Here is a 20,504-nt window from a genome sequence, read left to right as displayed (position 1 = left end):
TTGATTCTTTTGGCTGCGACGGCAAGGGCTGCGCGCCACCTGCGCAGTTATGACAGGGCAGGGGACAGGCTGGCAAGCCCTGTGTTTTTTATGGTTGTTTGGCACTCCGACGGGAAATTGTTGACAGCTCAGCCCGAATCCGGGATTTTGCTGTCATCCAAAGCGCTTTGAAAACTTTGAAACCGCCGAGAGCGGAGGGCGCATTGAACATCGGGAGGAAATAACATGAAACGCAGTCTTTTGGCGGCAGCTGGCGTTCTGGCGTTGTCGGCTGGTCTTGCGCAGGCAGAGGGTGATCTGGCCTTTCCGGTCGGCGAGGGGGACTTCAACTGGGAGAGCTTTGAGGCGCTGAAGGCCACCGATCTTTCCGGTGAGCAGGTCACTGTCTTCGGCCCCTGGCTTGGCCCGGATCAGGAAGTGGTCGAAAAAGTGCTGGCCTATTTCGCGGCCGCCACTGGCGCGGATGTGCGTTACACCGGCTCTGACAGTTTCGAGCAGCAGATCGTTGTGGATGCCGAGGCTGGCTCTGCGCCCAATGTCGCTGTTTTCCCGCAGCCGGGTCTGGTGTCGGACATGGCCGCGCGCGGGTTCATCGCGCCTCTGGGCAGCGAGACCGCCGATTGGGTGCGTGAAAACTATGCCGCCGGGGATTCCTGGGTTGATCTCAGCACCTTCAAGGGGCCGGACGGCAACGATGATGTCTTTGGGCTGTTCTACAAGGTCGATGTGAAATCCCTTGTCTGGTACGTACCTGAAACATTTGAAGATTTCGGCTATGACATCCCTCAGTCGATGGAAGAGCTGAAGGCGCTGACCGATCAGATGGTCGCCGATGGCAACACGCCTTGGTGTATCGGTCTGGGCTCTGGCGGGGCAACGGGCTGGCCTGCGACCGACTGGGTTGAGGACATGATGCTGCGCACGCAGGATCCTGGCGTTTATGATCAATGGGTCAGCAATGAAATCCCCTTCACCGATCCGCGCGTTGTGAATGCAATCGAGGAATTCGGCTATTTTGCCCGCAATGATGATTACGTTTCGGGTGGGGCAGGCGCCGTGGCCTCCACCGATTTCCGCGATAGCCCCAAAGGCCTGTTTGCCAGCCCGCCGCAGTGTCTGATGCATCGTCAGGCGTCGTTCATCCCGGCGTTCTTCCCTGAAGGAACAGAAGTGGGTCTGGATGCCGACTTCTTCTATTTCCCCGCCTATGCAGAAAAGGACCTGGGCAGCCCGGTTCTGGGAGCAGGCACCCTGTGGTCGATCACCAACGACAGCAAGGGCGCCCGTGCGCTGATGGAATTCCTGAAATCCCCGATCGGGCACGAGGTCTGGATGGCGCAGCAGGGCTTCCTGACACCGCATAAGGGTGTGAACACCGACATCTACGCGACCGACACGCTCAAGAAGATGGGCGAGATCCTGCTCTCTGCCGATACCTTCCGCTTTGACGCATCTGACCTGATGCCGGGTGGTGTTGGTGCGGGCTCCTTCTGGACCGGTATGGTCGGCTATGCCGGCGGCACCCCGGCGGAAGAGGTCGCAGCAGAGATCCAGTCGTCCTGGGATGCGCTGAAGTAAGGCACCACTGCGGGTCGGCCCCTATGGGTCGGCCTGCATTCCCCCTGTTTTTGCCGTCCAAACCCCGCGCCGTTCACAGGCCTTGCAGGTCACACCACATGTCAGGCCGGGGGCGGCCCGTCGTCCACGCCCTAGCGCGAAGGAACTCTTCCCATGCATCCAGCCATTCAGGGCCTGCTCACAATCGCCTTTGGCGTCGGAGGGTGTGTCGGCTATTTCTACTTTTCCAATCTGGTGTTGGATCGGGTGATCTTTCCGGCGCGCGGCGCCCATATCGCCCGCAATATCCGCCGCGCCAACATGATCCGGCCCTGGCTGTTCCTCTTGCCTGCGCTGCTGGCGCTGGGGCTTTATCTGGCCTATCCGGTGGTCGAAACCCTGCGCCTGTCGGTCACGGAACGTGTGCCGGGCGGCGGGTCCGAGTTCGTCGGCCTTGCCAACTATCAGCAGATGCTGGCAGAGGCAAAATTCTGGGAGGCGCTTCAGAATAATTTCCTGTGGCTTCTTGTCGTGCCTGCGGCTTCGACCGCATTTGGCCTGCTGGCAGCGCAGCTGACCGACCGGCTGGCCTGGGGCAATATCGCGAAATCGCTGATCTTTATGCCAATGGCGATTTCCTTTGTCGGCGCTGCGGTGATCTGGAAACTGGTCTATGACGCCCGCCCCGAGGGCACCGATCAGATCGGCGTCTTGAACGCGATCTACATCTACTTTGGCGGCGACGCGCCGATGCAGTGGCTGACGATCCCGTTCTGGAACAACTTCTTTCTGATGATGGTGCTGATCTGGATCCAGACCGGCTTTGCCATGGTGATCCTGTCGGCTGCCCTGCGCGGCATTCCCGAAGAAACCGTGGAAGCGGCCATCGTGGACGGCGCCGGGCCATTTCAGATCTTCTTCAAGATCAAGGTGCCGCAGATCATGGACACCATCGTTGTGGTCTGGACCACCATCACCATCGTCGTGCTCAAGGTCTTTGACATCGTCTTTGCCATGACCAACGGCCAATGGGAGACGCAGGTTCTGGCCAATTACATGTACGACAAACTGTTCCGCGCCAACGACTGGGGCGTGGGATCTGCAAGCGCCATGATCATCATGCTGCTGGTCCTGCCGATCCTTGTCTGGAACGTTTACAACGCCCGCCGCGAGATGCGCTGAGGAGACCGCGATGACTGTTATTGCCGGAGAAAAACCTGCGCTGATCTGGGCCTTGCGCCTGTCTGTTGTTCTGCTGGTGGGGCTGTGGCTGTTCCCGACGCTGGGCCTTTTGGTGTCGTCCTTCCGCACCGCCGACCAGATTGCGACCAGCGGCTGGTGGCGCGCGATGTTCCCGAGCGAACAGAACCTGACCCTGCGCACCGATCCCCCCAGCGAACAGGTGCAGGACGGCGATCTTTACGTGATCGAGGGGCGCCTGTTTGCCGACGGCACCGAGAGCGAGATATCAGCCTGGGGCACCTCGGCACGCGAACCCGCCGCATACCTGCCCGGTGAAACCGCAGAGCTGCGCCGCGGTGGCACCCTGACGGTGGCAGAGGATGGCGCCTACCGGCTTGAAAGCGTGGATGAGATCAGCGGCAAGCGCGGCCCCCGCGTCTTTGTCACCGCAACCGTCCCGCCAGAATTCACGCTGGAGAATTACGAGACCGTGCTGATCTCCGGCAACGCAACGGACAATATGGCAAAGGCGTTTTTCAACACGCTGACCGTCACCATTCCGGCGACCATTATCCCGATCCTCGTCGCGGCCTTTGCCGCCTATGCGCTGGCGTGGATGGAATTTCCGGGCCGTGCCCTGCTGGTGGCCGCGATTGTTGGGCTGTTGGTCGTGCCCCTGCAACTGGCGCTGATCCCGCTGTTGAAGTTCCACAATGAGATCGGCATCGGCAAAGGTTACATCGGGGTCTGGATGGCACACACGGGCTTTGGCCTGCCGCTCGCGATCTACCTCTTGCGCAACTACATGGTCGGCATTCCGCGCGACATCATTGAAAACGCCCGCGTGGATGGCGCGACGGATTTCATGATCTTTGTCCGCATCATCCTGCCGCTGTCCTTCCCTGCGCTGGCCTCATTCGCGATCTTTCAGTTCCTGTGGACCTGGAACGATCTTCTGGTGGCGATGGTGTTCCTGATCGACGCAACCGGCGAAACCACGGTGATGACCAAGCAGATTGTTGAGCTGCTCGGCACCCGCGGCGGCAATTGGGAGATCCTTGCAACCTCTGCCTTTGTCTCAATTGCGGTGCCGCTCGCCGTGTTCTTTGCCATGCAGAAATACCTCGTCCGTGGCCTCCTGGCAGGCTCGGTCAAGTGACCTGATCCGCAGGCCGGATGAGACCGGCACTGCCCCTTACTCTAAGACTATGGAAACAGCTGACATGAACGCTCAAGCTCAACTCGACCCGGCCCAGGTTCTCGCCGCTGACCCCGATTGGTGGCGCGGTGCGGTGATCTACCAGATCTACCCGCGCAGCTATCAGGACAGCAATGGCGACGGCATCGGTGATCTGAAAGGGATCACCCAGCGCCTGCCGCATATCGCCTCGCTTGGGGTCGATGCGATCTGGATCTCTCCCTTCTTCACCTCCCCGATGAAGGATTTCGGCTATGACGTCTCGGATTACTGCGACGTCGATCCGATGTTTGGCAGCCTGTCCGACTTTGACCAGCTGGTCGCAACCGCCCATGGTTTGGGGCTTCGGGTGATGATCGACCTGGTCCTGTCGCACACCTCTGACCAGCACGCCTGGTTTGGCGAAAGCCGTCAGAGCCGCGACAATCCCCGCGCCGATTGGTACGTCTGGGCCGATCCGCAACCAGATGGCACGCCGCCCAACAACTGGCTGTCGATCTTTGGTGGCTCTGCCTGGCAATGGGATCCTCGGCGCGAGCAGTATTATCTGCACAACTTCCTGGTCTCACAGCCGGATCTGAATTTTCACTGCCCTGCGGTGCAGGACGCGCTGTTGGATGTGACCCGCTTCTGGCTGGAGCGCGGCGTCGATGGCTTCCGTCTGGATACCATCAACTTTTACTTCCACGACGCAGAGCTGCGCTCCAACCCGGCCCTGCCGCCGGAACAGCGCAACGCCACCATCGCGCCTTCGGTGAACCCCTATAATCATCAGGAACATCTCTATTCCAAGAACCAGCCGGAAAACCTGGCGTTTTTGGGCCGGTTCCGCGCGCTTCTGGATGAATACCCCGCCAAGGCCGCCGTGGGCGAAGTGGGCGATGCGCAGCGCGGTCTGGAGATCATGGGCAGCTACACGGCAGGCAACAGCGGCGTTCACATGTGTTATGCCTTTGAGCTTCTGGCCAAGGACGTGCTGACCGCCTCCCGTCTGGCCGAAGTCTTTGCAGAGGTGGACCGCGTTGCCGCCAATGGCTGGGCTTGCTGGGCGTTTTCCAACCACGATGTGATCCGCCACAGCAGCCGCTGGGGGCTCAACCCGGCGGCACAACGTTTGTTCACCACCATGATGATGTGCCTGCGCGGCACCACCTGCATCTATCAGGGCGAGGAACTGGGGCTGCCCGAGGCGGACATCGCCTTTGAAGACCTTCAGGATCCCTATGGCATTGAGTTCTGGCCCGAATTCAAGGGGCGGGACGGTTGCCGCACACCGATGGTCTGGGAGCCATCAAACAGCACCGGCGGCTTTACTGAGGGCAAGCCGTGGCTGCCGGTCTCGCCCGAACATCTGGCCCTGAGCGTGGCCAGCCAAGAGGCCGATCCAGAGGCGATGCTGCACCACTATCGCCGCGCCATCGCGCTGCGCAAGGCACATCCGGCATTGGCGGTAGGCACCCATGATCAGCTGCGGGCAGAGGGCAATGTCGCCTTCTTCACCCGTCAGGACCGCGACGAGGTGATCTTTTGCGCCTTCAATCTGGGGGATACCGAGGCAGAGATCACCCTGCCGGAAGGCAACTGGCAAAAGCCCAACACCGACATCGCCCTCGCCGATCTGCCGACAGGCGGCGCGCGGGTTGTTCTGGCACCTTGGCAGGCCTGCCTTGCGGTGCGGGGCTGACAGAAACACGAGCAGGGGAGGGACCAGTAGATGGCAAACCTGAAATTGACCAATGTGGCCAAAACCTACGGGGGCGGCGTCGAAGTCCTGAAAGATATCAACCTCGATATCAAACAGGGGGAGCTGATTGTATTTGTCGGCCCCTCTGGCTGCGGCAAATCCACCTTGTTGCGGATGATCGCGGGGCTGGAACGGATCAGCGGTGGCACGCTGGAAATCGATGATGCGGTGATGAATGACATCCCGCCCGCCCAGCGGGGCATTGCGATGGTGTTCCAGTCCTACGCGCTTTATCCGCATATGACGGTGCGCGACAACATGGCCTTTGCGCTGAAGATTGCGAAGAAAAGCAAGGACGAGATCGACGCCGCCATCGACCGTGCGGCCAAGATCCTGCAGCTGGAACCCTATCTGGATCGCCTGCCCAAGGCGCTGTCGGGTGGGCAGCGGCAGCGGGTTGCCATTGGCCGGTCCATCGTGCGCGATCCCAAGGTCTATCTTTTTGATGAGCCGCTCTCCAATCTGGACGCGGCCCTGCGAGTCGCCACCCGGATCGAGATTGCCCAGCTGAAAGAGGCAATGCCGGACAGCACCATGATTTATGTGACCCACGATCAGGTGGAGGCAATGACCCTGGCCAGCCGGATTGTGGTTCTCGCCAACAAGGGTATCGCGCAGGTCGGCACGCCACTTGAGCTCTACGAGAGACCGGAAAACGAATTTGTCGCCCAGTTCATTGGCTCTCCGGCCATGAACCTCATTGCCGGCACAGTGATCGCCACCGGTCAACACACCACCGTTCGGCTCAGCAGTGGGGAAGAGGTCGTGGCAGAGATCCCGACCACCGAGGCCGATCAGGGGCTTGCCGTGAATGTCGGGGTGCGGCCCGAGGATCTGGTGGAAGAGGGCAGCGGTGGCGCACTGATCGACAGCCGCGTTGATATCGTGGAGGCCCTGGGCGAAGTCACCGTGCTTTACATCGCGGCGGGCGAGGGGAAGGATCCGCTGATTGCGAAGCTGCCTGGCATTCACAAGGGGCTGCGCGGCACCTCTGTGCGGCTCTACGCCGATCCGGCCAAGCTGCATCTCTTTCACAACGGCCAGTCGCTGCTCTATCGCTAAGCGTCTGCGCTACTTCTGCAAAACGGTGCTGCGCCATTCCTCGAGGAACCGGGCGCGTTTCAGGCGATCCAGAAACACCAAAAGCCCCGGTCCCATCTGGATCGGGCGCAGCGCGGCGGTGGGGCTGGTTTCTGCCGTTGCGTAGCGGGGAAAGGGGTAGGCCGGATCGCGCTGGTTCCCCCAGGCCGCCCGCAACAGGTGATCGATAAAGGCGCCTGCCAGATCCGGGCGGTCTGCGCCTTTCAACACGACAGCGGTGCGCAGCATCATATTGGTGTAGTCCTGCGGATCCACGATCTCGATGCGGTCGGCCAGATCCACCCGTGCCCGCGCATAGCTGCCAAGCACATTGTAGGCGATGGCCAATTCGCCCCGTGCGACCGCCTCGATCATCTCTCCGGAACAGCAATAAAGCCGCAGATCGAGGCTGCCGAAAATCTCCATCATCCGCCAGAAACTTTCGGAGGTGCGCAGATCCTGTGTTGCAAACAGATAACCCAGCCCGCTGGTTTCGACATCATAGGTGCCGATGCGCCCCCGGAACCGATTGGGGTAGCGGCGCAACAGGGACATCAGTGCCTGACGGCTGCGCGGCATCTCCAACCCCTCAAAGGCGGCAGGCGACAGCACGATGGATGCGGGCTCCTGCGAGAAGGCAAAGACGTGGTCGCGCCAGACCGCCCAGTCCGGGATGCGCAATCGCCCCGCGGGGGAATGTGCGCGGGTGTAGCCGTCATTGGCCAGCTTGGTCTGCAGATCCAGCGCCGAGGAAACAGCCAGGTCGAACGCCGCGTCGTCCTCCACCACGGCGCGCATCAATTCTGAACTGCTGACGGTGACATAATCCACCACCACCGTGGGGCGGCTGCGCAGAAAACTCTCGATCAGCGGTGCCAGAAGATCGGTGTCGGTGGTGGACAGCACTCGTAGGACATCAGCGCCAGCAGCACCGGCAGCGGGGCCAAAGCGGCGCTGGTCCTCGATCTCGAACGCCTGCGCTGGCCCCCCGAGAATGACCGCAAGGCAGAACAGGCTGAACACCCGCAAAGCAGCTGTCAGGACATTGGAAAACACAAGGAAACGCATGAACCCTCTCGTCTTGGGGATGCGGCAGGCGGGCCGCTGGTGGCTTGGCTCGGCGCGATGGTCAGGCGTCCGCCGTGGGCCTCCACGACTTCGCGCGCAATGGTAAGACCAAGGCCCGAGCCAATCGTCCCCTCGGCATTGGCGCCCCGCGCAAACCGTGCGGTCAGCGCGTTCGTGTCACCGCTGGGAAACCCGCCCGCCTCGTCAATGATGCTCAGCCGCAGCTCTGCCCCCTCCTTGCGCAGGATCACCTGAATGTCGCTTTCGGACGGCGCATATTTGATCGCATTGTCCAACAGGTTGCGCACCGCGTTCTGGATCAGGATTGGATCACCCGACAGGGGCGGCGTCTGCGGCAGGTCGGAATGCAGCGCAATATCCTTCAGCTCTGCAATCGGGCGCAGCCGGTTCAGCAACTCGCGCGACAGCGCCCCCAGATCCACCTCTTCCCGCAAGAGACTGTCGGTGCGAAAGGTCACCATCGCATGATCCAATAGCTGCCCCGCCGCGCGGGAGCTTTCGTCGATGGCGCGGATCATTTCACGCAAAGAGGCGCGGTTTTCGTCCCGCTCTACCCGCCGCAGCGTGATCTCTGCCTGCGTGCGCACCGTGGCCAGCGGCGTGCGCACCCGGTGGGCGGCTTCGGCGATGAAATCTTCGGACCGCGACAGGGACACCCGCAGCCGTTCAATAAAGCGGTTGAGCGATGTGACCAGCGGGATCATTTCGGACGGCACCGGGCGGCGCACCGGGCGCAGGTCTTTGGGGCCCCGGCGCGACACGGCCTCGGCTAATTCTGCCAGGGGGCGGATGCTGGACTGCGCAGCCCAGATTGCAAGAAAGGCCGCGATCATGAAAAACCCGAGCCCCAGTTGCAGCGCATTGCGGGTCAGCTCCGCCAGCTGCGCGGCTTGCCCCTCGCGGGTCTGGGCGACGGAAATCACCACATCAGAGACCTGACCATTCAGCGACACCCGCCGCGCCAATGTGACCATGCGAATGCTGTCACCCTTGTAGTGCAGGGTATCAAATCGCGGCTGGCCCCGCGGTGGTGCACCATCCGGCAGCGGCAGATCCGCATATCCCGTCAGCACGCTGTCATCCTGTGCGATACGGTAGAACACCCGGTCATTGCTGACATTGCCCAGCATGGAGAGCGCGGCATAGGGAATGTCCACCGACACCTCGCCGGACCGCACCGAGACCGAATCCATGATCGAGGTGGCAGAGGCCGCAAGGATGCTGTCATGGGTCTGCTGCGAAACGTCTCGGGTAAAGCTCAGCACGATAACAAACAGCAGCGACGCCAGAAACGCCGCACTGCCCACCAGTTGCAGCGTCAACCGCCGCCGGATGGACCCGCTGGTGGGCAGGCCACGGCTCATGCAAGCGACATCCGGTAGCCCAGCCCGCGCACGGTGGTGATCTCCACGTCAGAGCCTGCCAGATGTTTTCGCAGCCGTCCCACATAGACCTCAATCGCGTTTTCGGAGACGTCCTCTTCATAGGAAAACAGCCGGTCAACCAGCTTTGATTTGGAAAAGATCCGATCCGGCGCGTTGATGAAAATTTCCAGAAGCCGCAGTTCCTTGTTGCGCAGGGAAACGGTTTTTTCGCCGATGTTCAGCGTTCCGGCCATCGGGTCAAAGACCACGGATCCGAATCGTTTCTGGTTGGAACTGCCGCCTCCGTGGCGGCGCAGCACGGCGCGGCAGCGCGCCTCCAACTCGGAAAAATCAAAGGGTTTGGTGATGTAGTCATCGGCCCCCAGATCCAAAACACCCACGCGGTCCGACACCTCGGATCGGGCGGTCAGGACGATCACGGGGGTGGTTCCCTGGCGGTTGCGATGGGCCTTCAGAAAATCACGACCGTCACCATCTGGCAGCATAATATCCAACAAAATCAGATCGTAATCGGCCGTTGCCGCATAGTCATCCGCGACCGAAATATCCGGGGCATGGTCCACAACATGGCCATCCATCCGCAGGCGGTCCTCCACTGCGGCGGCAAGGCTGAGGTTGTCTTCTACCAGCAGAAAACGCATGTCGCTGTGTTCCGGTTCGGGTCGATAAAATGCCAACCACTTTGGCTGGTGACAGGTTTGTGTCAGCTTCGCGTGGTCCCTTTCAGTCATGAGCGGCCAAGCCGCCATTTGTCAAATGGGAGGAGACAAAGATGAAAATGACCCTGACCCGGCGCGCGCTGATGGCCGCGACCGCCGCGACGACGCTGGCTTTTGCTGCCCCGGTGGCTGCGGATGAGATGGTGGACAGCATCCACTTTCTGATCCCCGGCGGCGCAGGTGGCGGCTGGGACGGCACCGCGCGCGGCACCGGAGAGGCGCTGACCAAGGCAGGTCTCGTTGGCAATGCGTCCTATGAAAACATGTCCGGCGGTGGCGGCGGCAAGGCGATCGGCTATCTGATCGAAAACGCCGAGAGCAACCACGGCACGCTGATGGTGAACTCCACCCCGATCGTGATCCGCTCGCTGACGGGCGTGTTCCCGCACAACTTCCGTGATCTCACCATGGTGGCCGGTACGATTGGTGACTACGCTGCAATTGTCGTGGGCAAGGACAGCCCGATCAATTCCATGTCGGATCTGATCGCCGCCTATCAGGCAGAGCCGCGTAAGACAGCCATCGGCGGTGGCTCGGTTCCGGGCGGCATGGATCACCTCGTTGCAGCCATGGTGATGAAGGCTGCAGGCGAAGAGCCGACAGCAGTGAAATACATCCCCTATGATGCGGGTGGCGTGGCTATGGCGGCGCTGCTGTCCGGCGAAATCGCGGCCCTTTCCACGGGCTTTTCCGAGGCGATTGATCTCGCCAACGCAGGCGAAGTGAAAATCATCGGCGTCACCGCCGACGAACGGGTTCCCGCTTATGCCGATGCTCCGACCATGAAAGAACAGGGGATCGACGCGACCTTCGTGAACTGGCGCGGGTTCTTTGGCGCCCCCGGCCTGCCGGAGGAAAAAGTGGAAGCCTACCGCGCTGCGCTGGCCAAGATGTATGACACCCCCGAATGGGAAGAGGTCCGCGCCCGCAATGGTTGGGTGAACATTCACAACAGCGGCGATGACTTCGTCAAATTCCTGGAAGGTCAGGAAGAGGTGATCCGCGGCCTGATGCAGGAGCTGGGCTTTCTCTAAAGCCTGACCTGCCGCGCGACCGGAGGGCACAACCGGTCGCGCATCTTCACCTGCCCGCCAGCCCAATAACCAGAGCCCCCCACCGATACCTGCGCCCGGTGTGATGCGGGAGGCATCTGTTCCGGCCCAAGCGGCAGGGCCACGATCTGCATTTTCAATCGACCGGAAGGGAGGAGCCCAATGGCGCTCGACCGATGGATTGCACTGGTCATCCTGATGATCAGTCTCGTCTATGGCTACACGGCCTTTTTCACCATGGATGACGGCTTGCCTCCGTTCATGAAATTCAACGCCATCTGGCCCAGCACCTTTCCCAAAGGGCTCTCTGTTCTGGCCATCCTCTGCGCGCTCATCATTCTTGTCTCTCCCGGCAAGGATACCGATGGCCCCAAGGTCGGTGACATCGATTACCGCCGTCTGCTGGACTACAAGATCGGTCAGGCCGCGGCGCTCTTGGGGATGATGGTGCTATATGCGCTGCTGCTGCGTCCTGCCGGGTTCCTGATCTCGACCGTGGGCTTTCTGGTTATCAGCTCGATGATCCTGGGAGAGCGCAAGCTGCATATCCTGATCCCCATCGCAATGGTCGCCGCCGGCGTGGTCTGGTATTTGGTGCAGGGCGTCCTTGGCATCTACCTGCGGCCGCTGCCGCTGTTCCTTGGAAACGGAGTCTGAGATGCTGGACGGAATTCTGATTGGCCTCAGCACGGCCTTTTCCCTGAGCAATCTTCTGATGGTGATTGGCGGCTGCCTCATTGGCACCTTCATCGGCATGCTTCCGGGTCTTGGCCCGATGAGCATCATCTCCATCATGATCCCGGTCGCGATCTCCATCGGTGATCCATCGGCGGCGCTGATCCTGTTGGCGGGGGTCTATTATGGTGCGATCTTCGGCGGCTCGACCTCCTCGATCCTGATCAATGCGCCGGGCGTGGCCTCGACCGTGGCGACCTCATTTGATGGCTACCCTCTGGCGCGGCAGGGCAAGGCGGGCAAGGCGCTGACGGTTGCGGCGATCTCGTCCTTTTGCGGCGGCAGCATCGGTGCGGTGCTCTTGATGATCTTTGCACCCGCACTTGCCAGTGTGGCACTGCTGTTCCATTCGGCCGAGTATTTTGCCCTGATGGTGGTGGGGCTTTCTGCCATCGCGGCCTTTGCAGGCACCGGTCAGGTGGTGAAGGCGCTATTGATGACGGTTCTTGGCCTCATCATGGCGACAGTGGGTGAAGGCGCGCTGTTCAACATGCCGCGTTTCACGATGGGCATCATGGATCTGCAGTCGGGCTTTGGCTTCATCACCCTGGCGATGGCGATGTTTGCCTTGCCAGAGGCGCTGTATCTGGTGCTGGATCCCAGCCGCTCCAAAACCGAAGGGGGCAGCAGCGAGATCAAGGATCTGCGCATCACGAAAGCTGAGGCAAAATCCATCGCGCCGGTGATTGGCCGTCAGTCGATCCAGGGCTTCCTGATTGGCGTGCTGCCGGGGGCGGGGGCCACCATCGCGTCCTTCCTTGGCTATGCGGTTGAACGCAACATCGCCCCGAAGGAAGAGCAGGATCAATTCGGCAAGGGCTCTGTCAAAGGCCTTGCCGCGCCCGAAAGCGCCAATAACGCAGCTTGCACTGGTTCCTTTGTGCCACTTCTGACATTGGGGATCCCCGGTTCCGGCACCACCGCGATCCTGTTGGGGGCGCTGATTGCGCTCAACGTCTCGCCCGGTCCAAGACTGATGGTGGATGAGCCACAGATCTTCTGGGCCGTCATTATCTCCATGTATGTGGGCAACCTGATCCTGCTGATCCTGAACCTGCCGCTGATCCCCTATATCGCCAAGGTGCTGGCCGTTCCGCGCAACTACCTGATCCCGTTCATCTTCTTCTTTACGCTGATGGGGGCCTATATCGGCCAGAACAACGCGACAGAGTTGTTGATCCTTGTCGGTCTGGGGGTCTGCGCGACGCTGCTGCGCTTTGCCGACTATCCGCTGGCCCCTTTGCTGATCGGCTTCATTCTGGGATCGATGCTGGAGGACAACTTCTCCCGTTCGATGCAGATCTATGATGGCTTCGGTTTCCTGCTGGAACGCCCGATGACCATCGGTCTACTGGGCTTTGCGGTGCTCTTGGTGCTTTTGCCAGCTTACCGGGCGCGCCGGGCGCGGCTGCGTCAGGCGGGGGTTGCTGATGGCGACTGATCGCCGTTGATATCACAGGGTAAGAATGGGCGCTGCGGCGCCCATTTTTGCACCTACCCCAGGATCAGCAGCCACAGCCAGACGGTCAGGATGCACGATCCGGTGGCAATCAGCACGGAAGAGGCCGCCACCCGCTTAGCGCGGCCATACATATTGGCAAAGATATAGGCATTGAACCCCGGCGCCATCGCGGCATTCAGCACGGCAGAGCGGAACAGATCCGGTTGCACCTTGAGCGCTGTGCCCATGCTCCAGACCAGCGCAGGGTGCACCATCAATGAAATCGCACAGACAAATCCAATGGCGCGCAGGTCGCCTTCGGGGCGGTATTGCACCAGCACGCCCCCCAGCGCAAACAGCGCAGTCGGCAGCGCCGCGCGAATGACCAGAGACAGCGCCTCATCCACCGCCTGCGGGATCCACAGCCCTGAGAGGTTCGCCACAAACCCCAATGCGATGCCAAGGATCAGCACGTTCTTGAACATCGCACTGAACACCGATTTCACCGTAGCGATACCGCCCGCGCCCTTGTTGCGCACGATCTCCATCACCGTGATCCCCAGCCCGTAGCAGAACGGGGAATGGAATGCGATGATCGCATAGTTGCCGGTCAGATTGTCTGCGCCATAGGCGCGTTCGGTGATCGGCAGGCCCAGCAGAACCGAATTGGAGAACAGGCAGCAAAAGCCAATCGCCACGCAATCCTCCCAGTCGCGGCGGAAAATCAGCCGTGCGCCAATCATGCCCAGGCTGAAACAGATCGCGGCGCCTGTGTAGAAACTGATCAGCAGGCGGGGATCGAAGCTCGCTGACAGATCCAGCGTCGCGATGGCGCGAAACAGCAGGCACGGGATGGCAAAGCTCTGGGTGAACTTCATCAGCGCATCGACGTGGCCGGCCTGGAAATACCCCCGCCGTGTGGCGAGGTAACCCGCACCGATCACCAGAAAGACCGGCAGGATGACATCAATCAGGCTCTGAAACATGATGTTGCCTTCCTGTCGGGCAGAGCCGTCATTGCGTTTGGCGTGGGCTCAGATCGGATATTCGATCACCATGCCATCATAGGCGGGATCGACATGATCGGGGGTTTCGGCTGCGACCTGAGCATAGTCCAGATCGATGTGCATATTGGTCAGCACCGCGCGCTTTGGTGCCATGCGCTCGATCCACTCCAGCGCCTCATCCAGGCACAGGTGCGTCGGGTGCGGCTTGCGGCGCAGCGCGTCGATGATCCAGCAATCCAGGTCGCGCAACTCGTCCAGCGCGCTGTCGGGGATCTTTGCCACATCCGGCAGATAGGCCAGATCGCCAATGCGGAAACCCAGCGCCTCGATAGAGCCGTGGTTGACCTCAAAGGGGCGCAGGGTGATGTCGCCGCCGGGGCCAGAGATGGTCAGCGGGCCATCAATCTGGCGCAGGTCCAGAATGGGCGGATAGGGGGAGCCTTCGGGCTGGATGAAGGCATAGCCGAACCGCGACAAGAGCGCGTTCTGGGTGTCGCCGTCGGCGTAGACCGGCACCCGTTCGCGCATGTTGAAAACGATCATGCGCAGGTCATCGATGCCATGCACGTGGTCGGCGTGCGAATGGGTATAGACCACACCATCAAGCCGACCGGTGCCAGTATCCAGCAACTGGCTGCGCATGTCAGGCGTGGTGTCGATCAGCACCGTGGTGGTGCCGTCTGGACCGTCGCGTTCAACCAAAAGGGAACAGCGCCGCCGCAAATTGCGGGGATTGGTCGGATCACAGTCTCCCCAATGGCCGCCTAGACGCGGCACCCCGCCAGAAGAGCCGCAGCCCAGAATGGTAAAGCGCAGCGCCCCCATCAGGCAGCGGCCTCATATTTGGCAGCCTTCCAGAACAACCGGTCGAAATTGGCCTGGGTTTGGGCGGCAAACTGGGCGTAGTCCACACCAAACACCTCTGCGCCGACGCGGGCGGTATGGGCCGTATAGGAAGGCTCATTGCGCTTGCCGCGATAGGGCGGCGGCGCCAGATAGGGCGCGTCGGTTTCCACCAGGATGCGCTCCATCGGGGCAGCGGCAAAGATGTCGCGTAGTTCCTGGCTCTTGGGAAAGGCCGCGATGCCCGACATCGACAGGTAAAACCCCAGATCCACCGCTGCACGTGCCAGCTCTGCCGAGGAGGAGAAACAGTGCATCACACAGCTATAGGTGCCCTTGGCCATTTCATCGCGCAGGATTGACGCCATATCATCATCGGCGTCGCGTGAATGAATGATCAGCGGCAGGCCGGTTTCCCGCGCGGCGGTGATATGGATGCGCAGCGACTCCTTCTGCACGTCCTTGCTGTCGGCGGTATAGTGGTAATCCAGCCCGGTCTCGCCGATGCCAACGAATTTCGGATGCTGCGCCAGCGCCACCAGCTCATCCACGGTTGCCATCGGTTCGTCAGCAGCGCTCATCGGGTGGGTGCCTGCGGCATAGAAGATCGGCGCGTGGGCCTCGGCGATGGCGCGCACGGTCGGTTCATTGCGCAGTTTGGTGCAGATTGTGACCATGCGTGTCACGCCCGCCTCTGCCGCGCGCGCAATCAGCGCGTCCAGCTCGCCCTCGAAATCGGGGAAATCCAGATGGCAATGACTGTCCGTGATGGACGGGGGCATCGGGGAAAGGGTCTCGGTCATAACTGCTCTCTGTCGCGTGCTGCGGGGGATCCGTCGAGGGATCAGCGCGCCGCAGTTTCCTGCATCTTGAAAACCGTATCTAGAACAAGCGCAGCGGGGTCAAGGTTCACCGCCTGGCCATGACGCATCCGTGCTGTGACCTGTGCCGCCAAATCTGCCCAGGCGCGGGCTTTGTGGGGGGTGGGGGACAGACGCGACAGGATCGCGCCCTCCTGCGGGGCAGCTTCGGGCATTGGCGGCTGTCCGGTGGCCCCGGTGCGCGCCAGCCGGGCCAGCGCCGTATCGATCAGCGTCAGCAACAGCTCGAATTTTTCGGCGCCGCCGCGTGCGGCAGCTTGCTCTGCCAATGCCATGGCGCGCTGCCGGTCCATGCGCGGCATGCTGTCCAGAAGGCGGATCAAATCGCTGTAGGCCGTCAGACCGCCCAGGTTCAGCAGGCGCAGTGCTGCCCCGACAGACCCATTGGCCAGCGCTGCCAGATGGGTGGTCTGCTCCGGCAGCTCGGCGCCTGCCTGCGCGAGTGCCGCCTGCATGTCCTGTGGCCCCAGTGGCGCAAAGCGCAGCAGCCGACAGCGCGAGCGGATCGTCGGCAACAGCCGCGAGGGCTGATGCGACACCAACAGCAGGGTTGTGCGGGCAGGGGGTTCCTCCAGCATCTTCAACAGCGCGTTTGCAGCACTGATGTTCATGTCATCGGCCGCGTCCACAATCACCACCCGACGTCCGCCGTCGGTGGCCGAGAGGCCAAAGAATTTGTTCAGCGCGCGGATGTCATCCACCACGATCTGATCGCGCAGCTTGCCCTTGTCGTTTTCGCTGCGGGTGATCGACGCCAACCCCGGCTCTGCCAGTGCCTGAATGCGGTGCATCACCGGATGATCCATCCCGATATCCAGCGAGGTGGCTGGGGGAGGGGCCCCGAAAAGCCCCGCATCCTCAGCCGGGGGCTGTGACAGCAAAAAGGCCGCAATCCGCCAGGCCAGCGTGGCTTTGCCCACGCCTTGTGGCCCCGTCAACAGCCAGCCGTGATGCAGCCGGTCAGAGTTGAAGGCGGTCAGAAAATCCTGCTCTGCCTGCGCCTGTCCGAACAGCTGCAGCGTCTCGCGGGGATGGGGGGCGCCAGGGGTCTGATCGGCCCGCAGCGGGGGCTCATCCTTGCTCATGCGCCTCTATCCCCGTCGTGCTCGGGCAGAGCCGCGGCGACAATATCCAGCACATCCTGCGCCACCACATCCATCGGGCGGTCGCCGTCAATCACCCGGAACCGGTTCGCAAATTCCTGCGCCAGTGCCAGAAAGCCCGCGCGCATGCGCTGTTGCAGATCCAGGCCAAAATCCTCGAACCGCTCTTCGCTGCCCTGACGGCCCTTTGCGCGTGCCAGCCCCTTGGCCGGGTCCATGTCGATCAGAATGGTCAGGTCCGGTTCATGGCCGATCATCAGGCGATGCAGCTGGTCCACGCTGGCGCGCAGATCCCCCCGCGACAGGCCCTGATACATGCGGGTGCTGTCGGCAAAACGATCACAGACCACCACCTGACCAGCGGCCAGAGCAGGCAGAATGCGCCGTTCCAGATGATCGCGCCGCGCCGCAGTAAACAGCAACAGCTCCGTCTCTGCCGACCAGCGATCCGGGTCGCCCTCAAGCACCAGACGACGGATTTCCTCTGCCCCGTCCGAGCCTCCGGGTTCGCGGGTCAGGACAACATCCAGCCCCCGTGCCCGCAGCGTGTCTGCAAGCATTCGGCATTGGGTCGACTTGCCGGACCCGTCGATGCCTTCAAACGTGACGAACAGACCGCCCCGTGCTGTGGCGGGTGTCTCTTGCGAGGTCTCTGCGCTCACTGGCTGGCCTCTGGACCTTTGAGGAACTGTTTGACCAGCACTTCGGCTGCGGTCTTGACCCGCACCGGAAAGCCTCCGGTGGGGATGTCTTTCTCGGCCACCAGCGGCAGGCGCACCTCTGGCAACTCATCGGGTTGCAAGACCAGCTCTGCCAGCTTCTGGCCCTTGGTGATCGGCGCATCGATCGGCCCGGTATAGACAACCTCTGCCGCGATATCATCGCCCGCAAGCGCGGGAAGCAGGATGTTCAGATCCTCTGCAGGCACCAGCCCTACGGTTGGCTCTGCGCCGCGCCAGACCTCGGCTTCTGCGACCGGAACACCCGCTTTAGCCACCGTTTTTTTGGCAAATTGGCGAAACGACCAGTTAACGATGGCCTCGGCCTCCTCTGCACGCGCATTGGTGCTGTCGAGACCGGTAATGACAAAGATCACCCGGCGGTCGCCCTGTTTGGCCGAGCCAACCAGACCATAGCCCGCCTCTGATGTGTGCCCGGTCTTCAGACCGTCCGCACCGATCCCCAACCCAAGAAGAGGGTTCCGGTTCCGCGTGTTGGAGGGCGCGCGCCCGTCGAATTCAAACCGCTTTTCGGCAAACAGCGGATAGTATTCAGGGAAATCCTCGATCAGCCGTTCTGCCAGAATGGCCAGATCCTGAACCGACATCCGATGCCCGGCCGCAGGCCAGCCGTTGGAATTGGCAAAGGTAGAGTTCTCCATCCCCATCTCTTGCGCGCGCTTGGTCATGTAGCGGGCAAATCCCGCCTCTGTTCCATCAGGGCTCAGCGCCTCGGCGATGACAACACAGGCATCATTGCCCGACAGGACGATGATGCCGCGCAAGAGATCCTCGACGCGGACCCGGTCCTGCGTGTTGAGAAACATGGTCGAGCCCTTGTAGCTCATGGCGTGTTCACTCACCGGCAGGCGTTCATCAAGGGTCAGACGCCCGTCGCGGATCGCCTCAAACGCGACATACAGCGTCATAAGCTTGGACATGGACGCAGGCGGGAGCGCCAGATCACCGTTCTTGTTTAGCAAAACAGTGTCGGTCTCCTGGTCCAGCACATAGGCCGCGCGCGCGCGGGTGTCGAATGCGGCGGCCGATAGGGCAGAGACGCTGACCAAAAGGCCAGCCGCCACAGCGAGTTTCATGCCAGTAAGGGCCTGTGCAAACAGGCCAGAGAAGCGGGGGGCGGTCGCAGGGGTGCTCACGGATCAGTCTTCCCGGTTTGGGTCTTTGAAGAGGCAGTCAGGGCAGCGGCGCAAAGGGTCAATTGGTGACCGCATAGGCGTCAGAGAACCCGACGTCCTTTACGCTGCGCAGCAGCTGGCTGCGTTCGGATTTCGTTTGGGCGGGCCCGACCAACACCCTCCAGAAGGGTTTGCCGTTGCTGGATTGCTCCAGCACCGTGGGGATCAGGCCTGCATTGCGCATCTGATCAGCGGTGCGGCGGGCATTTGCCTCGACGCTAAAGATGCCGATCTGGATATAGGGTTTTTCCAGCGATGAACCCGCTGCAAGGGCGCGGGTATCGGTGGCCGCTGCCGCAGGTGCGGCTGCTGTCGCTGCGACAGGCGCGGTGGCGACGGGGGATGCGGGCTCTGCAGCGGCGTCGATCGCGGCGGCGGCGCCCGCAATCGGGTCTAGCGGTGTTGCCTCGATCTGGTCGGGGTCGGTCACGGCGATATCCTCGCCGCTGCGGTCGATGGCGTCACCGCTCAGGGTGGGTTCGGGCACGGTCTCGCGGCGCAGCGCAGTCACGTTCAGCTCGACCGGGGCACCCGCCAGCATTCCCAGCGCTTCAGCCGCATCAGAGGACACCTGCAAGCGCGGCCCCGGAATTTCCCGTTCGCGCCTGAACAGCGCGCCGATCACGAATTTTCCGTTGGCCTGATTGCGGATGATGACCTGTTCGGGGTCTTGCGCATCGGGATGGGCCACCCAGACCCCGCCAAGAGAGGGGCGACCATCCCACAAACCGGCCTCAGTCACCTGAAACACATCCGGCGCTTCGATTTCGCGTTCCACCAGACGGGTGCTGGAGGATGGGGTTACGGCACCGGCGGGCTGTTCCTTGGGTTTCAGAAGCGAAAGATTGGCGCCCTCTTCACAGGCGGCCAAAAGCATCAGACCGGCCATCGCCGCCACCAGGCGCGGACCGTGTTTGCGTGTCGACATAGCGTGAACCATGTTTGTTTCCTTGCCCGTATCTCAGGACGCGACCGCGTCCCTGCCGGTTGTTCCGGCGCCCCTTTTGCTGCGGGCAGCATAGCCGCCGCGCCGCGCCATGAAAACCCTGTGGCACTGGCCTCGGCAAGTTTTCGGCCATCACGCCCACGTGACACGAAACCCCGCGTCATTGCAGCCGATGGCCATGGTCATGGCCGTCCAAAGGCCTGTGGCGTCAATTCCCTCTTGCCAGCCGCAGCGCAAGCCCCTAAACCACGCCCGACCGGGGAGGTGGCAGAGTGGTCGAATGCGGCGGTCTTGAAAACCGTTGAACGTGAGAGCGTTCCCAGGGTTCGAATCCCTGTCTCCCCGCCATCATTTCAAACAGTTGGCCGCCAGTTTAGCCGATCACTTCGAGTGGGTGTTTCTGCGGTTTCCCAAAAAATTTCCCACGTTCACGATCCGTTTTTGTTTCGTTCTCTAAGGTTGTGAGCCTCTTTCGCTAAGCGCTTTTGACTCGCACCTTTGGAGTACTTCTGAACCATGGTGAGGCTTTTGTGTCCGGTGATCGCCGCGATTTGCTGATCCGTGCAACCGGCTGTTGATTGTCACTGAGAACTGACCCGGTATTTTCACCGAGATTTGACCCACCCT

At 61.6% G+C, this 20,504-nt stretch carries 18 protein-coding genes and 1 tRNA gene; 9 read left to right on the top strand and 10 right to left on the bottom strand.

What is annotated here, in order from left to right; all coding sequences use genetic code 11:
* Positions 1-225 precede the first annotated feature (225 nt).
* The 5 genes from NIT7645_RS03210 to NIT7645_RS03190 all read left to right on the top strand — a co-directional run bounded on the left by NIT7645_RS03210 (position 226) and on the right by NIT7645_RS03190 (position 6,743).
* A complete protein-coding gene (locus NIT7645_RS03210; protein ID WP_008559543.1) occupies positions 226-1,578 on the top strand; it encodes an ABC transporter substrate-binding protein in 1,353 nt (450 codons plus the stop codon).
* Positions 1,579-1,731: 153 nt separating this feature from the next.
* Positions 1,732-2,739: a carbohydrate ABC transporter permease gene (locus NIT7645_RS03205; protein ID WP_008562507.1), complete on the top strand. Its 1,008-nt coding sequence runs from the start codon at positions 1,732-1,734 to the stop codon at positions 2,737-2,739.
* Between the two features lie 10 nt (positions 2,740-2,749).
* Positions 2,750-3,898: a carbohydrate ABC transporter permease gene (locus NIT7645_RS03200; protein WP_008560609.1), complete on the top strand. Its 1,149-nt coding sequence runs from the start codon at positions 2,750-2,752 to the stop codon at positions 3,896-3,898.
* 64 nt (positions 3,899-3,962) lie between these two features.
* Entirely contained in the window at positions 3,963-5,621 is a 1,659-nt protein-coding gene (locus NIT7645_RS03195; protein ID WP_008558984.1) for an alpha-amylase family glycosyl hydrolase, read from the top strand.
* A 30-nt stretch (positions 5,622-5,651) separates the two neighbouring features.
* A complete protein-coding gene (locus NIT7645_RS03190; protein WP_008561559.1) occupies positions 5,652-6,743 on the top strand; it encodes an ABC transporter ATP-binding protein in 1,092 nt (363 codons plus the stop codon).
* A gap of 9 nt (positions 6,744-6,752) precedes the next feature.
* On the opposite strand, the gene NIT7645_RS03185 is transcribed toward NIT7645_RS03190, so the two are convergent.
* From NIT7645_RS03185 to NIT7645_RS03175, 3 genes are read right to left on the bottom strand one after another with little or no spacing between them, the layout of a single operon-like run.
* Positions 6,753-7,829, bottom strand: a complete 1,077-nt coding sequence (locus NIT7645_RS03185; RefSeq protein ID WP_008560881.1) for an ABC transporter substrate-binding protein — start codon at positions 7,827-7,829, stop codon at positions 6,753-6,755.
* Positions 7,799-9,214, bottom strand: a complete 1,416-nt coding sequence (locus tag NIT7645_RS03180; RefSeq protein WP_008561225.1) for a sensor histidine kinase — start codon at positions 9,212-9,214, stop codon at positions 7,799-7,801. The genes NIT7645_RS03185 and NIT7645_RS03180 overlap by 31 nt, the downstream gene beginning before the upstream one ends.
* Entirely contained in the window at positions 9,211-9,876 is a 666-nt protein-coding gene (locus NIT7645_RS03175; protein ID WP_008560921.1) for a response regulator transcription factor, read from the bottom strand. Before NIT7645_RS03175 ends, NIT7645_RS03180 begins: the two co-directional genes overlap by 4 nt.
* A gap of 131 nt (positions 9,877-10,007) precedes the next feature.
* Here NIT7645_RS03175 and NIT7645_RS03170 point away from each other — a divergent pair, with 131 nt between their 5' ends.
* The 3 genes from NIT7645_RS03170 (at position 10,008) to NIT7645_RS03160 (ending at position 13,182) form a co-directional block, all read left to right on the top strand.
* Positions 10,008-10,988 (top strand): tripartite tricarboxylate transporter substrate binding protein, encoded by a 981-nt coding sequence (locus tag NIT7645_RS03170; RefSeq protein ID WP_008562658.1) that lies wholly within the window; start codon positions 10,008-10,010, stop codon positions 10,986-10,988.
* 180 nt (positions 10,989-11,168) lie between these two features.
* Entirely contained in the window at positions 11,169-11,663 is a 495-nt protein-coding gene (locus NIT7645_RS03165) for a tripartite tricarboxylate transporter TctB family protein (protein ID WP_008558826.1), read from the top strand.
* Between the two features lies 1 nt (position 11,664).
* Positions 11,665-13,182: a tripartite tricarboxylate transporter permease gene (locus NIT7645_RS03160; RefSeq protein WP_050686170.1), complete on the top strand. Its 1,518-nt coding sequence runs from the start codon at positions 11,665-11,667 to the stop codon at positions 13,180-13,182.
* Positions 13,183-13,235: 53 nt separating this feature from the next.
* On the opposite strand, the gene NIT7645_RS03155 is transcribed toward NIT7645_RS03160, so the two are convergent.
* The 7 genes from NIT7645_RS03155 to NIT7645_RS03125 form a co-directional block, all read right to left on the bottom strand.
* Positions 13,236-14,168, bottom strand: a complete 933-nt coding sequence (locus NIT7645_RS03155) for an AEC family transporter (RefSeq protein ID WP_008562215.1) — start codon at positions 14,166-14,168, stop codon at positions 13,236-13,238.
* Positions 14,169-14,216: 48 nt separating this feature from the next.
* Positions 14,217-15,014, bottom strand: a complete 798-nt coding sequence (locus tag NIT7645_RS03150; protein ID WP_008560990.1) for an MBL fold metallo-hydrolase — start codon at positions 15,012-15,014, stop codon at positions 14,217-14,219.
* On the bottom strand, positions 15,014-15,835 hold the full coding sequence (locus NIT7645_RS03145) for a TatD family hydrolase (RefSeq protein WP_050686169.1): 822 nt from the start codon (positions 15,833-15,835) through the stop codon (positions 15,014-15,016). Before NIT7645_RS03145 ends, NIT7645_RS03150 begins: the two co-directional genes overlap by 1 nt.
* 41 nt (positions 15,836-15,876) lie before the next feature.
* A complete protein-coding gene (locus tag NIT7645_RS03140; RefSeq protein ID WP_008561845.1) occupies positions 15,877-16,998 on the bottom strand; it encodes a DNA polymerase III subunit delta' in 1,122 nt (373 codons plus the stop codon).
* Entirely contained in the window at positions 16,995-17,678 is a 684-nt protein-coding gene (gene tmk / locus NIT7645_RS03135; RefSeq protein ID WP_008560009.1) for a dTMP kinase, read from the bottom strand. Before tmk ends, NIT7645_RS03140 begins: the two co-directional genes overlap by 4 nt.
* Positions 17,675-18,832 carry a D-alanyl-D-alanine carboxypeptidase family protein gene (locus NIT7645_RS03130; RefSeq protein WP_037302925.1) on the bottom strand — a complete coding sequence of 386 codons (1,158 nt, stop codon included), beginning with the start codon at positions 18,830-18,832 and terminating at the stop codon, positions 17,675-17,677. Before NIT7645_RS03130 ends, tmk begins: the two co-directional genes overlap by 4 nt.
* A 118-nt stretch (positions 18,833-18,950) precedes the next feature.
* Positions 18,951-19,871 carry an SPOR domain-containing protein gene (locus tag NIT7645_RS03125; RefSeq protein ID WP_050686165.1) on the bottom strand — a complete coding sequence of 307 codons (921 nt, stop codon included), beginning with the start codon at positions 19,869-19,871 and terminating at the stop codon, positions 18,951-18,953.
* A gap of 264 nt (positions 19,872-20,135) precedes the next feature.
* On the opposite strand from NIT7645_RS03125, the gene NIT7645_RS03120 reads away from it, so the two are divergent.
* A tRNA-Ser gene (locus tag NIT7645_RS03120) sits at positions 20,136-20,225 on the top strand.
* Positions 20,226-20,504: the final 279 nt, after the last annotated feature.

Source organism: Phaeobacter italicus (genome assembly GCF_001258055.1).
Lineage (GTDB): Bacteria > Pseudomonadota > Alphaproteobacteria > Rhodobacterales > Rhodobacteraceae > Phaeobacter > Phaeobacter italicus.
This window is presented reverse-complemented; position numbering and strand designations above follow the sequence as displayed.